Genomic DNA, 16,925 nt, shown 5'->3' on the forward strand with positions numbered 1-16,925 from the left:
AAATAAGTCTAAATTTCACAAAAATTTGAGAAGCAATTTCTGAAAATTCATTCTTATTTATTAGAGCTGAGCACTTCTTTTACAACCTCATACACGGTGTTCTCAAAGCAGCTTCTTCAACAATAAGTCTTTCTTTCATAAAAACATGAGAAACTGTTTTTAGAAAAAATTTCTTATTGCTTGAAGCTAAACACTTTGCGCCACAACCTTATACACGGTGTTCCCAAAGCAACTCCTCGAAATAATTCGTAACTGTCTCAAAATATGAAAAGATATTTTTGTCAGTTGCTCATTATTTTGTCAGAGCTGACCGCTTTGCACCACAACCTTTTTTACATAGTAGCTTTTTCCGCAGCGTAAGCAGCATTTCTTTTTTTCATTTGACGAGCATACCAAACAAAAATCAATAGGTAAGCGACAAGTGCTAAAATCGCATACAGAATAAATTCAATTTGCCCTTGAGAAGCATGACCAACTAAATAGCCCAAGAATTTTTCGACTGGACCTTCCATTGTAGTGTGAGAAATCAAGGAGTCAGCATTTAGTCCTGCTGGGAATGCACCAACTTTTTTTGCAGTTTCTGTAACGAATGGAGCAATCAAGGTACCTGACCATAAGAATAACGGTAATTCGATTGCACCAATGACAATCATACGAATCAATTTACCGCGAGTCACAACTAATAGGGCGGGTGTAACACCCATAGCGATGATACCACCTAAAGGTAATAATTTATTTCCTGGTAAAACAATCGCTTCAAGAAGCATGATCGGTGCTAACACATTGGCAGCAGCCCAAATTTCTGCACGACCAGCAATGAAGGGCCAGTCTAAACCGATATTGATGGTCCGACCTTTTAATTTGTTTGAGGCAAAATCTGTAATTCCTTGTGATAAAGGCTCAACAGCAGCAATGAACCATGCGCCAATCAAAGAAAATAGCTCTAAACAGACAGCGGCAGTGAATGCGAGTGAGAAGATTTCGGTTGGTGTTTGACCAGCTAGTAGGCCAACAAAGATACCTAAGTAAATCCCGATAGCAAATTTTGATCCCCAAAAACCGATTTTGCTATTTAATTTGGCAGCGTCGAAGTCATATTTATCTAACCATGGGAAAATTTTATCAAAAATTTTATCGAAAACCATGATGATTGGATTCATCATATAGTTCATATGTGTGGTAGTCATTGGGTTTGAATCAGGTGCATTTAACAAATCGTTGAAAGTTGGCTTCATCAAGTCAGAATTGATGATTTTTAAGACACCGATAAAAATAACCAACAGTGTAGCAATCAATAGATTTGCTCCGCAGAAAATGGCGAATAGACCGACAATTGATAAATGCCAAATGTCAAAAATATCAACATCTAATGTGTTTGTTTTATTTAAGAACAACATAACAACGTTGACGATAACCATAATCAATAAGAAATACAACGTGTAAGGGGAGCCCCAAGTGATTGTTGCTAGAGGAGCCCAGCCAACATCGGTGATATTTAATGAAATACCGGTACGTTCAACAAAATCGGTCATTGCGCCCGAAAATGCAGTCGTTAGAATACCAATAATTGCACCAATCCCTGTTAAGGCAATCCCTAATTTCAGCCCGCCTTCCAGTGCGCGAGTGGGCTTGACTTTAAAACAAAGCGCGATCAGTGTTAAAACAATAGTCATCAAAGGTGCAGCCCCTAAGTTGATTAGAGGCTGGAAAATCGTATTTGCGATATCAATAATTGCATTCATGCTCTTTTCTCCTTTATGTCAAGTTGAAAATCATTTTTTCTTATTTTTGAATCGATTGGATTGCTTGTTCCATTTGAGAATACACAGGTTCAGCCATTGCAGGGATGCGGTATAAGATCGCACCAGCATCAACGATTGGAATGTTGACTGGGAAACCAAGATCGGTATTTGCGATTTGTGCAAAAATATCGTAGTGAGAAAGCATTTCTTGGTTGATGTCTTTAATCATGACCGCGTCACAAGAAACTTGATACCCGCGTTTACCTAGTTCATTTTCTAATGCAGATTTGATTTGGTGGCTTGAGTTAACGCCTGCACCACAAGCGGCTAAAATGTTAATCATTCGAAATTCCTCTTTTCTTATTTTTGAATTGATTGAATTGCTTGTTCCATTTGAGAATACACAGGTTCAGCCATTGCAGGGATGCGGTATAAGATCGCACCAGCATCAACGATTGGAATGTTGACTGGGAAACCAAGATCGGTATTTGCGATTTGTGCAAAAATATCGTAGTGAGAAAGCATTTCTTGATTGATGTCTTTAATCATGACCGCGTCACAAGAAACTTGATACCCGCGTTTACCTAGTTCATTTTCTAATGCAGATTTGATTTGGTGGCTTGAGTTAACACCCGCACCACAAGCAGCTAAAATTTTGATCATTTCAGAACACTCCTCTAATTAAAATTCTTTTCTAAAAATGTATAAATTTCCTTTGGGTCTTCATATGAGAAAAATCTTTGTAACTCCTTTTTGTCAACAGAATTGATAAAGTCCATGATGTCTGCCAACATACCCGCTTGTTCTGCACCATTTTCATTTAAAATCATAAATAAAAAGGAAGCATCCAAAGTGTCTGATGGCCGAATCATGTGATGAAATAAAATTGGGTGCGTTAATTTGATTGGAACGATTCGAGTCGTTTTGACGAACTCGCTTTCAGTATGGGGAATCGCAATATCTGGCAAAGATGAATCGATGGGCGATAAGTCTAACCCAGTTGGATAATTGGCCTCTCTTTCTAATAAATGATCGAAAAAGTCTTCAGTGACTAATTCTTTTTCTACTAAATCTAAATAAACTTCCTCAAACACCTCTGTTTGGGTTTGTTTATTTGAAACATAGACTGTTTCGGGGAAAAAGAACGTAGTAGTTGTTGACATATTTCCTCCTCCTTTGTTTGAAAATGTTTGTATATCTCAATTACACCTACAGTATAACCGCTTACATAAGAAAGTCAAGCATCTTTTCAAAAGAAAATAAACATATTTTTGCTTTTTGGTGTTGATATTTGTTTGCAAATGTTTTATTATGTCGTTGGAAAGGTGGTGCCTATGTTGAAAAGTGAACGGCAACGTTCCATTTTAGAATTGTGTGAGCAGTTTGGCGTTATTACGGTGAAAATGATTCAAAAAAATTTACCAGTGTCAGATATGACGATTCGTCGAGATTTAGATGAACTGGCTCAGCAAGGTAAAATCGAGCGTGTGCATGGTGGTGCACAGAGTAAGGGATATGCCGAATCTGCGATAACGATAAGAGAACAGCCACTGACAGGGGTTGAGTTATCTCATACTGAGAAAAAAGCCATCAGTATAGAAGAAAAAAAGTATATTGCAAAAAATGCTGCTAAAAAAATTTCAGCAGGAGATACGATTTTTTTAGGATCTGGAACAACCATCGAATTAATGACTCAATTTATTCAAGAGGGGCCGTTACGGATCGTGACGAACAGTTTGCCAGTTTTTAATTTGCTAGAAAAAAAGGAAGATCTCGAGCTGTATTTAGTAGGTGGTTCTTTTCGTAAGAAGACCGGTGCATTTGTTGGTTCTATGGCAAATGAGACGATTCAAAAACTAAGTATCGAAAAAGCATTTGTCGGCGTGAATGGTATTTTGGACGAGCACGTCTTCACCTTCAGCATTGAGGAAGGAAAGTTCCAGCAATTAGTCTTGGAAAAAGCACACAAAAAATATTTAGTAGGTGATGCGCATAAATTTGGCCATAGCGATTTTTACAATTTTTATTCACTTACTGAAATCGATGGTTTTTTTACGGATTACACAATCTCAGAGGAAATGAAAACTCAATACGAACAATATACTCAAATTTTTAATTGATTAGAGGAGGAGTACAGATGAAAATCGTCATTGGATCAGATGAACAAGGAATGAAATTGAAAGAACCGATCAAAGAATATTTACTTAAAAAGGGTTTTGAAGTGGTTGACAAAAGTGAAACCGCTTCGACTGATTTTATCGAATCAACATTAGCTGTAGCAACAGACGTTTTAGCTGAAGAAGGAAGTCTTGGAATTGCATTTGACGGATATGGTGCAGGAAGTTTCATGACAGCAACAAAAGTGAAAGGTATGGTAGCGGCGGAAGTATCTGATGAGCGTTCAGCTTATATGACTCGAGAACATAATAATGCGCGAATGATTACGATTGGCTCAGAAATCGTTGGTGAAGGACTAGCCAAAAATATCGTCAAAGAATTTTTAGCAGCTGATTATGATGGCGGGCGTCACCAAATTCGCGTAGATATGTTAAATAAAATGGCGTAAAAAGAAAAGGATGGTAAATATTCATGAAAATAGCTATTGGTTGTGACCATATTGTGACAGATGTAAAAATTGCTGTTTCAGATTTTTTGAAAGGCAAAGGATATGAAGTTATTGATATGGGGACATATGACTTTACACGAACACATTATCCTATTTATGGCAAAAAAGTAGGTGAAGCAGTTGTCAGCCATGAAGCAGATTTAGGCGTATGTATATGTGGAACTGGTGTAGGAATTAATAATGCAGTCAATAAAGTTCCTGGTGTCCGTTCTGCTTTAGTTCGCGATATGACAAGTGCGATTTATGCGAAAGAAGAATTGAATGCGAACGTGATTGGTTTTGGTGGGAAAATAACCGGAGAATTTTTGATTTGTGATATTATCGAGGCCTTTATTCAAGCGAAATACCAAGAAACACCTGAAAACAAACGTTTGATTGCGAAAATCGATCACGTTGAAAAAAATCATCCAGAGCAAGCAGATGAACATTTCTTTGATGAATTTTTAGAAAAATGGGACCGTGGCGAGTACCACGATTAAAATGGAGGTGAAAAAATGATTGTCACGATCACAATGAATCCTTCAGTTGACATCTCTTATCCGCTGGAACATTTTCAACTGGATACGGTCAATCGTGTTTCGAAAGTGAGGAAAACTGCTGGCGGTAAAGGATTAAATGTCACAAGAGTCTTAGAACAGTTGGGTGCCGATGTCTTAGCAAGTGGCTTATTGGGTGGTGAACTGGGCGATGCCATCCAACATGAATTGACAAGTGCAGGGATTAAACATGCGTTTTCACCTATTAGTGGTAAGACGCGAAATTGCATTGCCATTTTGCATGAAGGGAAACAAACAGAAATTTTAGAACAAGGGCCGGTCATTTCAGCTTCAGAAGCGGAAGACTTTTTAGTTCATTTTGAACATTTGGCAGAAGATGCAACGATTCTAAGTTTCTCTGGGAGTTTGCCGGCAGGATTACCTGTTGATTTTTATAGTGAAATGTTGGCGATTTGTCAGCAAAAGAAGAAACCAGTCGTACTAGATTGCTCAGGGAAAGCTTTGCAAGCCGTTTTGGAAAGTCAGGAAAAACCAACAGTAATCAAACCGAATCTGGAAGAGTTATCAGAACTATTAGCGTTTGAAGTGACCAATGAGTTGCCAGTTTTAAAAGAAGCATTAAGAAATGAACGTTTCGCTGGGATTGAATGGATCGTTGTTTCACTGGGAGCGCAAGGCGCTTTTGCAAAGCATGGAAATACTTTTTATCAAGTAAACATTCCTAAAATCGACGTGGTGAATCCAGTTGGTTCAGGGGATGCGACAGTTGCCGGTATCACCTATGCGTTGGAACAAGGGAAAAGTGCAGAAGAATTATTGAAAATAGCCAATGTTTTAGGAATGTTAAATGCGCAAGAAGCAGTAACTGGTCAAGTAAACTTAATGAATTTCCCTCATTTATATAACCAAATCAAGGTTGCGAAAGTTTAACTAATTATTTGACAAAATACATCAAACATTGAAGTGATTGATGATGAAACTCAATAAGGACGGTGCAAAATCAATGATTGGAACTAAAGGAAAACAAGCATATATTGAGCAATTAACGGATGAAAATAAAATTATCAGTGCATTAGCCATTGACCAACGGGGCGCATTGAAAAAAATGATTGCGAAACATCAAGCAACCCCCGCAACAGATGAACAAATTGAAAACTTCAAAAAAATCGTTTCAGAAGAATTAACCCCGTATGCTTCAGCTATTTTGTTGGATCCTGAATATGGCTTGCCGGCAGCTCAAGCGCGTGCGGAGAGTGCTGGGTTACTTTTAGCTTATGAAAAAACAGGTTATGACGCTTCGACACCGGGACGATTACCCGACCTTTTAGCAGATTGGTCAGTGAAACGGTTAAAAGAACAAGGTGCGGATGCCTGTAAATTTTTATTGTACTACGATGTGGATGAAGCTACCGAAATCAATCAACGAAAACAAGCGTTTATTGAACGAATTGGATCAGAATGTGAAGCAGAAGAATTGCCATTCTTCTTAGAGCTAGTTTCTTATGACGCTGAGAATGCGGATAGCGCATCTTCAGCATATGCCAAAGTTAAACCACATAAGGTGATTGAGATGATGAAAGAATTTTCTCGCGAACGCTATCATGTTGATGTATTGAAAGTAGAAGTCCCAGTCAATATGAATTATGTTGAAGGGTATGCAACTGATGAAGTTGTTTATACACAAGCTGAAGCTGCGGCTTATTTCAAAGAGCAGACAGAAGCAACTTCATTGCCTTTTATCTTTTTGAGTGCAGGAGTGTCTGCCGAGTTGTTTCAAGAAACATTGCGCTTTGCTAAAGCGGCAGGGTCAACATTTAATGGTGTCTTGTGTGGACGAGCAACATGGGCAAATGGTGTGGAACCATTCATTGTTGAAGGGGAAGTAGCTGCACGCAAATGGTTAAACCAAACTGGCCGAGAAAATATCGAGGCATTGAACACGGTATTAAAGGAAACAGCAACGCCAGTTTCCTTATAGGTAACATTTAGCTAATAACGTAACTGAGCATTTTCAGCAAAAAACTGTAGCGATGACGAATAAGTGATCGGCTACAGTTTTTTGTTTTGATTTTTTGAAGTAAAAGCTTTATGCCAAAAATTTCCGTTATTTCGGAATCAAATTGTCCTTAATAAAAAGAAACCGTTTTTATATACTAAGTGAGTAGAAAGAAAGGTGGAAGAAAGATGAAAAAAATTGTTGCAATCACCTCTTGTCCAGTTGGAATTGCCCATACATACATGGCTGCTGAAAATTTAGAAAAAGCTGGGAAAGAACTTGGTGTCGAAGTGAAGGTCGAAACACATGGTTCGATTGGTGTAGAGAACGAGTTAACAGCCAGCGACATCAAAGAAGCAGCAGGTGTCATTATCGCGGCTGATACGAAAGTTGATAAATCACGCTTTGGTGGTAAACCACTAATCAATGTGGGCGTTCAAGATGGCATTCATCATGCGAATACATTAGTTGAAGATATCTTAACAGGAAAAGCGCCTGTTTTTGAAAGCGCTCTGACAGATGTTTCTGCTGAGAACAATGGCGAAACAGAAGGACTAGGGAAAAAAGTTTATAAAAGTTTGATGAATGGTGTTTCTTATATGGTGCCGTTTGTTGTTACCGGTGGATTGTTGATTGCAATTTCATTGACTTTAGGTGGGACAGCGACGCCAGAAGGAATTAAAATTCCTGAAGGCACGATCTGGGCAACGATGAACAGTATTGGCGGAATTGCTATGGGCTTGATGGTTCCTATTTTGTCAGCGTTTATTGCGCAAAGTATTGCGGATCGTCCGGGCTTAGTTCCAGGGTTTGTCGGTGGCATGTTGGCAGCTAACGGTGCTTTATATGGAAGTGATGCAAACGCTGGTTTCCTAGGTGGGATCATCACAGGGTTCCTAGCTGGATTTATTGCTTTGGGAATCAAAAAAATTCCTGTACCGAAAGCTTTGCAATCCATTATGCCGATTATCGTCATTCCGATTTTAGGTTCACTGGCAGTTGGCTTTGTCTTTATCTATGTTATTGGTGAACCTGTTGCGCTTTTGTTTAATTCATTGACACAATTCTTAGCAGGTATGCAAGGTGGAAGTGAAGTTGTTTTAGCGATGATTCTTGGTGCGATGATTGCTTTTGATATGGGTGGACCATTTAATAAAGTTGCCTTTTTATTTGGATCAGGATTGATTGCTGAAGGAAATTACTCAATTATGGGGCCAATTGCAGTTGCAATTTGTATTCCTCCTTTAGCGTTAGGTTTAGCTTCATTGATCTTGAAAACGAAATTTACAAAAACTGAGCGAGAAGCAGGAAAAGCTTCGTTAGCGATGGGCTTGTTTGGGATTACAGAAGGTGCGATTCCATTTGCCTCAACTGACCCATTACGTGTTATTCCAAGTATTGTAGTTGGTGCGATGACTGGTAGTGTAATTGCGATGCTTTCAGGTGTAACTGACCACGTTGCACATGGTGGACCAATTGTAGCGGTGTTAGGTGCAGTTGATCATGTGGCAATGTTCTTTGCAGCAGTGATTGCTGGAATCGCAGTAACTGTTTTAATGTTAAGAATCTTGAAACCAACTTTACAAGTTACACCAGTTGTTGCGACACCAAACGGAGCAATGCACCTAGACGAAGTAGAAGACGCAGAAACTGAACCAACGATTGCTCCAGAAAATTTTGATTCAATCACAGAAATCATGACAGATGATACGATTGTTTTAGACACAACTGAAACAACAAAAGATACCGTTGTTGAAGATTTAGTACAACGTTTAGGGAAAACAGGTCACATTACAGATACAGCAGGGTTTAAAAAAGCAATCTATACTCGTGAAAATGAAAGTACAACTGGAATTGGGATGGGTATCGCAATCCCTCATGGTAAATCAGCCCATGTTACCAAGCCAACACTTGCTTTTGCGAGAAGTCAACAAGGAATTGATTGGCAATCACTCGATGGTGAACCGGCGCATTTGATTTTTATGATTGCTGTTCCAGAAAATAGCCAAGGAGATATGCACTTAAAAATTCTCCAACGTCTTTCACGCAAATTAATGGATGATGACTTCCGCCAAGCATTGATGGAAGCCCAAAATAAAGCGGCTGTTAATCAATTATTAAGCGAAATGTAACATAAGATGAAAAATCGACTGTGATGAGACATAATAGATGTGTTATCATAGTCGATTTTTTTATTCAGAAGGGAGCTTCTTTTCTTAATGAATCAACGTCAGCAATCTTTAATTTATCAATTAATAAAAAATAATAGTTATTTAACTACCAAAGAATTAGCAACGTGCTTCCAAGTTTCTGAGCGCACTATCCATAGTGACTTAAACAAAATCGAAGACTGGTTGAATGCGCACCAATTACCTTTAATTATTGAAAGAAAAAAAGGAACAGGTATTTTACTAGTTGGCTTACCTCATGAAAAAGATCAGGTCAAACGTCTGCTGAATGAAAAGACTGAAACAGAGCTGGAGAAAAGCCAGTTAAGGCAATTGTTGATTTTTCATTTGTTAGTTGCAAAAGACGGTCTCAGTCTTGAAGAATTAGCAGAGAAATTATTTGTTGGTCGCCGAACAGTCAGAAAAGAATTAACAGATTTGCAAAGTTTTTTCCAACAACATCATTTAGCGTTAGTGTCAAAAACAAAACTGGGCACATTTATCACCGGTGACGAGCAAGAAAAAAGGCGACTGCTGGTGAAAACATTACGTAATATGCAAAAAGCAGATCCACAAAGTCCATCCTTGAAGGAATTTTTTGCGAAAGATACACTAAAAGTAATCCAACATACGTTGCGCGATGTCTTCTATGAGAATCAGCTAGAGGAACCAGCAGGCTTGTCTACTGTTGAGATTCATATTTATTTTATGTTAGAACGCATGAAGCAACTGCAAAAAGTCAAATTGAGTGAAGATGAAAATGAAGCAGTCAATCATACGCAAGCGCAAAAAATCAGTAGCCAAGTCTTAGCCAAGTTAGCAAACGTGTATCCAATTGAATTTTCACCGGATGAAATCAACTATTTAGCGTTAAGAATTGCTAACTTATTTTCTAAATCTCAGTCTGCTGCACGCTTTCAAGGTGAAGCAGATGAATTAGCCCTTCATTTGATTGATCAAGTTGAGCAATTCTTAGGTTATTCATTGAAAGAAGACCAGCTTTTGGCACAAAATTTAAGTTCTCATTTATCTTCCACTTATTTTCGTTTGAATTATGGATTAACGATTTCAAATCCGTTAACGAAAAATGTTTTTAGCACGTATACGCAATTATTTTTAGTTCTGCAATTGATTTTGGAGGATTATTTTGATAAAGAACCCTTTTATGTGCCGCAAGATGAGATTGCTTATTTGACGATCCATTTCCAAGCGGCAATCGAGCGCCACCAGCATCAAAAAAGTCGGAGATACCAAACGATTTTAGTTAGCGAATACTCAAAGGCAATGGCAACTTTTCTTGAAGCGAGACTTAATCGAGAACTTCCTGAATTGACAATTTTGGATTTAGTTGAGCATAGTTCTGAGCTGAATGCTGAAGAATTTCCACCGGTTGATTTTATTTTAACGACGCTCCCTTTTCAACATGAAAGCATTCCTGTAATCGAAATTTCACCGATGATTACGGAAACAGATTTATCGAGGTTGGCGAAATACATGCTAGAGCATGTGCCAAATAAACGAACAAAAACGTTTGATTTGGCAAATTTCACGAATCCATTCTTGATTTTCTCACATTTAGACTTAACAGACCCTACAGAAATCTTGTCTTTCATGGGAAATGTCTTAGTTGAAAATCAATATGTTCATCCGGAATTTATTGAATCTGTTTTAGAGCGAGATCGCCATTCAAGTACGCGGGTCGCATCACTAATCACGCTTCCCCATGGCAATCCATTTTATGTGAAGCATTCAACGATTTCGATTGCGACGATGAAGCAACCAATTACTTGGCACGGTGAGCAAATCTGTGTTGTTTTGTTGCTGGCGGTCAAGAAAAATGATTTGAAACATCCAGAATTCAAAAAATTATTCTCCGTCATTCATTATTTAGAGAAGCAGCCTGAACGTATGAACGAATTGTTGCAAACAGATCATCCGTTAGAAATTTTAACTTTGTTGTCTAGCTATGAGTAAAAGATATCCAAAGTTAAGAATAGTTGAACATATTTTTTTGAATAATAAATGTTTTTTTATATCTGACATTATTCCGTATATGATTTTCAAATCCATTTTGCTAGTTTATTAGTGAAATATTTGTATTATAAAAAAAGTATGGTATCATTAAGTTAGTTCAAATTATTAGATTTTCTTAAGGTAACACTGCCCGTTAGTGAAGTTTCAGGCAGTGTTACTTTTTTTGTTTATTTATGAAATAAAATTAGTTAAAATGTTATTATAAGAAAAACATTGTGTTTTTTTAGTAAAGAGTTCTTTTGTTAATTATGGCAATCATTTTGATGAAAGTAATATGTTAATTAAGTTTGGGTAGGACTGAACGTTATTGCGTACATAATAATAGGAGATAAAATTGGAAAAGTTAGGGAATATAGGTGAGCAAAATGAATCATTTAGTTGACGGGATGTTTGAAACCTTATTTTTTGAGTCAAACAGTCGAAACAAACTTCATTTATTTAAATATTTGATTGTGCAAGAACAAAAAGTTTCGTTAAAAAGTGTAGCAAAACAGTTTAATCTTTCCTATCAAGGAATACAAACATTGACGAAAGAAATTATTCAAGATGAGTTACAAGAACATGGTCAATCGCAATTTATCTTAAAAACGGGAAAGGTTCTTCGGGAGCAAGAAGTACAATTATTTACGATTGACAGTTATCGTTTATTTTTGCTAAAAAAAGAAAGTGTTACGTTTACCTATTTAGTTTATAAAGTGCGTCATCCTAATAAAAATGAACTCAGTTATGCGCAAAAACACTTGATTAGTATCTCAACTTTTCATCGAAAAATTCAATTGCTAAAAAATCTTCTAGCAGTTTATCAAATGAATCTAACACTTAAAACGACAAACGATCTTCAAGAAACGGCTTATCGGACCTTTCTTTACTTTTCATTGTGGTGGGGATATCGCGGGCAAGAAAATTTATTTACTTATCTAGGTAATGAAAAGAAATATCAGGTGATTGCGAATCAAGATATCTCATTTATCACAAAACAGCAGCTGGTTTTGCTATTAAATGTGTTGGAAAGTCGCTATTTATTAAAAAAATATTTAACGAATTTTGAGTTACAGGACGGATTACATACCCTCTTTTACGATTATGGAGCTCCTTATGCTGAATTATGGCATCACACACCGAAAAAGGTCAGAAGTACAGAGAAAAAATTCTTGAGCACGTTTATCAATTTGTTTATCTTGAATGAGCGGATCACCACGGAACAAAAGAGAGTATTTGCCAGACAACAATTAAAACAAAACAAACAATTAGCCGAGTTCGTCAAAACGTATCTGAGATTACTTGAAAAAAATCAATTTGAAATCATCAGTGACAGTGAGTTTGTGTATGATGTCTTGCTTTTTTCAGGAATGGTCAGCAACTTGATTGGGGAAGAAGCCAAAGAAATTATCCAGCTTATTCAACAATTGTTACCAGCTAGCTATCAAAAAACGTTAGTCGCATTGAAAGGAAAAGTGATTGAACAGGAGGAACTACAAGTCGCAACAAAAAGCAGACCTTTATTGGTGCTCTGTGTATTGTTGACACTTCACTACCGTAAGTATCGCATGCCATCAGTGACCGTTGGTTTACCTAAAGAATTGGGAATCATATGTATCAAGGATTTGCAATCATTTTTGGGAAGCTTTGGCTTTGTCAAAGTCATTATTCTTGAGGATATTTCAACTAACTCCTGTGATTTACTTTTAATCAATTATTCGCTCATGAAACAAAAGGTGCCAAAAAAACAACGATATTATTATTGGGATCAAAGTAATTTTCCAGAAAATTACACCGCACTTGAAAGAAAAATTTTTGAAGAAAAAAATAGAAGAACTACTGAAAATCATTGAGTTTTCAGTAGTTTTTTTATTTTTTTAAAAGATAAGTAGAGACTGATTCCATGAAATTTGAAAAAGCGTCATTTATTTTTTGAATTTTGAAGAGGAAAGCATAAATTATGCTTGTTATACTAATTTTCGTTGGCTGACTTCTCAATATCTGAAAAAATTTTTTTTAAATAATGGGAAGTTGACTATCCAAGAGGGTGCTACTATTTAATAGAAGGACAGGAGGAATTTTAATTGTTTACGTTACCAAATTATTTATTTGAACCGCTATCTTGGATTTGTACAGCGTTGATTGTACTTGTTTTTGCAAATCTATTATTTTTTACAGCATTATCTGTTTTTGGTCTCATCACGCCAAAAAGAGATTATGAAATAGTTGCTCCGAAAAAGAAATTTTTATTTTTGATTCCTGCGCATAACGAAGCGGCAGTAATCAAAGAAACTGTCGAAGCGTTAGTTCATCAGGATTACGATCCTAACTTATTTGACATTGTGGTGATTGCTGATAACTGCACTGATAATACAGCAGAGATTGTACGGAGTATTGGCAAAGCAAAAGTGTTTGAAAACACATCGAAGCCTGATGAACCAAGAGGGAAACCACATGCAATTGCAAGCTTCATCAATAATGAAAGTTGGCAAGAGTATGATTATATTGCATTTATTGATGCGGATAATATTGTGGAACCTAACTACTTAACAGAAATGAATTCACAAAGTATTGCTCATCCGGAATTTGTAGTCATCCAAGGATATTTGGGTATGAAAAATGTGTTTACATCGATTACAGCATCTGGTTATTCTGCTGTGTACTTTATTACTAATCGTGCGGTTCAATTTGCCAATTATGTTTTAGGCTGGAATGCAGCGATTGGTGGCACAGGATTTATTTTAGACACAAAATATTTAATGGAACATGGCTGGAATCCAAGAAGTTATACCGAAGATTTCGAGTTGCAAGTGGAGTTGTCAATGAATGGGTTAAGAAGTGGTTGGAATCAGTTTGCAGTTGTCCATGATGAAAAACCAAATAGCTTTTTAGCAAGCCATCATCAACGAACACGTTGGGCGCAAGGACACTGGTATGTAGCATTTTCAACAACTTTTAAACAAATTAAGTCGTTATTTAAATCAAAACACTTCAATGAACTAATGAGTAAGATTGAAACCTTATTTTATTCTTATTCAATGGTTCGTCCGGTAGCTTACTTAATTATTTTAGCATTAGGAATTATTGATATTCGTTTGTTGAAATACTTACCTAATTTGTTTTCTGTTATCACATTCTGGTTAACAATGGAAGCATTCAACTTTTTGATTATACCGACCGTTTACTTTATTGAAGAAGGTAAGGACTATTTCCAATTGAAAAACACTTGGTGGAAAAAAATCCTGTTTTTCATTCGCTTGGTTTACTGCTTTATTTATAATTCGTTAACGTATATGATTGCGCAAATCGTAGGCTTCTTTACGTGGTTCAAGCCACAAAACAAATGGAACAAAACAGTACATTCCGTACAATACAAAGATTTGGAAGGTGAACAATATGCAAGTACAAAATAATTTGAAGTTAGATCAAAAAACAAGTCGTCATCAGACGGAGAAAGAACATCGCGCAGGTTATTTCGGAAAAAATTTGGTTTATTTAGTGGTAATTGCAGGAATTTTAGCATTTTTCTTTATCAGTGCATAAGTCTTAACTAGCGTAATTAGCTTGTGAAAGTTTATTCATTCTTTGAAATTGAAAAATTTTTTTAAATATTAAAGAGGAAAAGGTTTTTTATGATTAGTACAATGGGTTTGTAAGTAAATAACAGCGAAATGTTATTTAGGTGCAATACATTTGAAGGGAGGTGAAAGAAGTGAAAAGTTCAGCATATAAGAAGTTTGTTTTATTAAGTAGCGTGTTTCTAACTTTATCAGTAACAAATGATCTTGTAACAATTGTTTATGCAGAAACAGCTGACCAAACAACTCTCTCATCGGAAGCAACAGAAACAACAACCACTCAAACCTCTGAAAATTTAAGTGAGACAACAAATACTTCCGAAAAAGAGTCCAGTGAAAAAAATATTTCAAGTTCCATTATAACGGAAACTGAAACGAGTGCAACAGAAAAAGAAACAACAGCAGATGATGCAATCAAAAAAGACGTTCTCCCCGGAATAACTCCAAAAATTGCTACCGGCTCTGTTTCTTATAAAGCTAACTCTAGTGAATATACGTTAAATACAACTTATACAGGGACGATTACGTTGAGCAACAAAGATGGTGATTCGATTCCTGCAGGTACAACAATCGTTATTTCTATTCCGTCAGAAGCAATTGATTATAGCACGATTGATTTAACAGATGAAAACATTTCAAATTATTTTGATGTAACAATTGATGAAAGTGCGGGAACGCTCACGTTCGTGGTCAAAAAAGATATTGTTGGTAATACTACAATCTCGGCTGATTTTCATACAAAAGTAATTGGAACCCCTGGAACAACGTATAATGTGTCTGCAACGACGACATCAAACGGACAGGACATACCAACAATTGTTGGCACGCCTAAGTTAAAAGTAAATACCAATACACCGCCGATTTATAATTATGTTAACTCTTATTGGGGGATTTCAAATAGTAATCCTGGAAATTTTGTTGCAAGAGATGGCTCTGATATAGGTGGACTACCAACTGGTAATTTTAATCGTACGTCAGACGTGATTCAAAACTTTATTGAGGTAAACTATACTGGAGAAAACATTTTGCCTTCTGATTGCTTTTATCGTTTTGCTTGGTACATCGAACCAGTAGGAAACGGAAAAGTGACTATTACAGACGAAGACATAGCGAATATTGTTGTTCGAGATACGTTAACACAAGCAGTGATTCCTAAACAATATTACAAAGTGTATCGGGATTCTGGAAAGCCAGACAACAATGAAATTTGGATCGATTTACAGTCTGAAGACGTTTCGGGAGGCTATATCAAACGAGATGGTCGCTACGAAGCAAGTGTCAGCGCACATGCTAATAATGATAGTATCACTTACCCAAGTCAAGCTTATATCTATATGGCTACAGCTAATGGTGGGAATATCGGTGGTGGAGCACATTTTGATTTGAATAACCGGTTCTTGACGACTGGTGACAGTACCGTTTTTGCTAACTTGACTGTTGAAGATAAAACATTTTATGTGGGTGATCTAACAGACGAAAATATTAAAGAAAAATTATTAGAAAATATTACGGCTAGAGACACTGAAGATGGTGACATCAGTAAAGATGTGACAGTTGATTATAGTAGTGTTCAACCGAATACGCCAGACAAGTACCAAGTCACTTATTCTGTGACAAATTCTTCTGGACATCTCTCAACTAAGACGGCAACCGTTACGATTTTGGAAAAACAAGATGGTGCGCCAGTTACTGTGAAGTATGTTGATGAAGATCAAAATGAAATTGCTGAAGCAAAGGTTCTAAATGGAAAAGTTGGCGATCCTTACACTTCTCAAGCAGCAACAATCGATAACTATACTTTATTAGATGAACCTGATAATAAAGAGGGGCAATTTACAGATAAACCTCAAACAGTCACATATATTTATCAAGGCAAACTTCTCTTTGTTGATGCGCCAACTCAACTGCAATTTGGCGAGCACACCATTTCAGCAGGAGATGAAACTTACTCTTTAGAATCTTTGGATAAAAACTTACTCGTCCAAGATTTACGTAAAAATGGATCTACTTGGAGCTTAACTGCAAAATTGAATCAAGAATTCATTGGCACAACAACGAGCAAAAAATTAGGTGCTACACTGTATTACAATAATCCGACACAAAGTAAACAAGCAATCACAACAGACGAAAGTGTCGTTATCCATAATCAAACAACAAGCAACCATGATGAACAGAATGTGTCTCAAGACTGGCAGTCAAAACCCGACACTCTTCAATTATTCGTTCCTGGTGGAAAAGCTGTTGCGGATACGTACGATGCAACGATCGAATGGGATCTAAACGATGTTGTAGCAAATGAATAAGG

At 36.7% G+C, this 16,925-nt stretch carries 15 protein-coding genes; 11 read left to right on the forward strand and 4 right to left on the reverse strand.

The features are described 5' to 3' along the window. Positions 1 to 332: 332 nt before the first annotated feature. Genes AB3I20_RS04470 through AB3I20_RS04485 form a run of 4 tightly spaced genes read right to left on the reverse strand, consistent with a single transcriptional unit; the run spans position 333 to position 2,905 of the window. Entirely contained in the window at positions 333 to 1,742 is a 1,410-nt protein-coding gene (locus tag AB3I20_RS04470) for a PTS galactitol transporter subunit IIC (RefSeq protein WP_071869277.1), read from the reverse strand. A gap of 40 nt (positions 1,743 to 1,782) precedes the next feature. Beyond that, positions 1,783 to 2,085, reverse strand: coding sequence for a PTS sugar transporter subunit IIB (locus tag AB3I20_RS04475; RefSeq protein WP_075491361.1), 303 nt, complete (start codon positions 2,083 to 2,085; stop codon positions 1,783 to 1,785). 17 nt (positions 2,086 to 2,102) lie between these two features. After that, the gene (locus tag AB3I20_RS04480; protein ID WP_067481217.1) at positions 2,103 to 2,405 is read right to left on the reverse strand and encodes a PTS sugar transporter subunit IIB; all 303 of its coding nucleotides are present in this window, start codon (positions 2,403 to 2,405) and stop codon (positions 2,103 to 2,105) included. 14 nt (positions 2,406 to 2,419) lie between these two features. Next, entirely contained in the window at positions 2,420 to 2,905 is a 486-nt protein-coding gene (locus AB3I20_RS04485) for a PTS sugar transporter subunit IIA (RefSeq protein WP_067481219.1), read from the reverse strand. 171 nt (positions 2,906 to 3,076) lie between these two features. On the opposite strand from AB3I20_RS04485, the gene AB3I20_RS04490 reads away from it, so the two are divergent. From AB3I20_RS04490 to AB3I20_RS04540, 11 genes are all read left to right on the forward strand, one after another. Then, on the forward strand, positions 3,077 to 3,862 hold the full coding sequence (locus AB3I20_RS04490; protein WP_075491362.1) for a DeoR/GlpR family DNA-binding transcription regulator: 786 nt from the start codon (positions 3,077 to 3,079) through the stop codon (positions 3,860 to 3,862). A 17-nt stretch (positions 3,863 to 3,879) separates the two neighbouring features. Further along, on the forward strand, positions 3,880 to 4,308 hold the full coding sequence (lacA, locus tag AB3I20_RS04495; protein ID WP_067481223.1) for a galactose-6-phosphate isomerase subunit LacA: 429 nt from the start codon (positions 3,880 to 3,882) through the stop codon (positions 4,306 to 4,308). 23 nt (positions 4,309 to 4,331) lie between these two features. Beyond that, positions 4,332 to 4,847, forward strand: coding sequence for a galactose-6-phosphate isomerase subunit LacB (gene lacB / locus AB3I20_RS04500; RefSeq protein ID WP_067481225.1), 516 nt, complete (start codon positions 4,332 to 4,334; stop codon positions 4,845 to 4,847). A gap of 15 nt (positions 4,848 to 4,862) precedes the next feature. Then, the gene (gene lacC / locus AB3I20_RS04505; protein WP_368027014.1) at positions 4,863 to 5,795 is read left to right on the forward strand and encodes a tagatose-6-phosphate kinase; all 933 of its coding nucleotides are present in this window, start codon (positions 4,863 to 4,865) and stop codon (positions 5,793 to 5,795) included. A gap of 73 nt (positions 5,796 to 5,868) precedes the next feature. Beyond that, a complete protein-coding gene (gene lacD / locus AB3I20_RS04510; protein WP_176694878.1) occupies positions 5,869 to 6,843 on the forward strand; it encodes a tagatose-bisphosphate aldolase in 975 nt (324 codons plus the stop codon). Positions 6,844 to 7,049: 206 nt separating this feature from the next. Continuing rightward, positions 7,050 to 8,993, forward strand: coding sequence for a PTS fructose transporter subunit IIABC (locus AB3I20_RS04515; protein WP_271026782.1), 1,944 nt, complete (start codon positions 7,050 to 7,052; stop codon positions 8,991 to 8,993). Between the two features lie 87 nt (positions 8,994 to 9,080). Continuing rightward, positions 9,081 to 11,003: a BglG family transcription antiterminator gene (locus tag AB3I20_RS04520; RefSeq protein WP_270344817.1), complete on the forward strand. Its 1,923-nt coding sequence runs from the start codon at positions 9,081 to 9,083 to the stop codon at positions 11,001 to 11,003. Positions 11,004 to 11,428: 425 nt separating this feature from the next. Next, the gene (locus AB3I20_RS04525; RefSeq protein ID WP_368027015.1) at positions 11,429 to 12,895 is read left to right on the forward strand and encodes a helix-turn-helix domain-containing protein; all 1,467 of its coding nucleotides are present in this window, start codon (positions 11,429 to 11,431) and stop codon (positions 12,893 to 12,895) included. Between the two features lie 231 nt (positions 12,896 to 13,126). Beyond that, positions 13,127 to 14,455: a glycosyltransferase family 2 protein gene (locus tag AB3I20_RS04530; protein ID WP_368027016.1), complete on the forward strand. Its 1,329-nt coding sequence runs from the start codon at positions 13,127 to 13,129 to the stop codon at positions 14,453 to 14,455. Further along, positions 14,439 to 14,585 (forward strand): hypothetical protein, encoded by a 147-nt coding sequence (locus tag AB3I20_RS04535; RefSeq protein ID WP_176694877.1) that lies wholly within the window; start codon positions 14,439 to 14,441, stop codon positions 14,583 to 14,585. The genes AB3I20_RS04530 and AB3I20_RS04535 overlap by 17 nt, the downstream gene beginning before the upstream one ends. Before the next feature lie 169 nt (positions 14,586 to 14,754). Continuing rightward, entirely contained in the window at positions 14,755 to 16,923 is a 2,169-nt protein-coding gene (locus AB3I20_RS04540; RefSeq protein WP_368027017.1) for a MucBP domain-containing protein, read from the forward strand. Positions 16,924 to 16,925 lie beyond the last annotated feature (2 nt).

The organism is Enterococcus sp. C50 (genome assembly GCF_040887505.1).
Classification (GTDB): domain Bacteria; phylum Bacillota; class Bacilli; order Lactobacillales; family Enterococcaceae; genus Enterococcus_B; species Enterococcus_B thailandicus.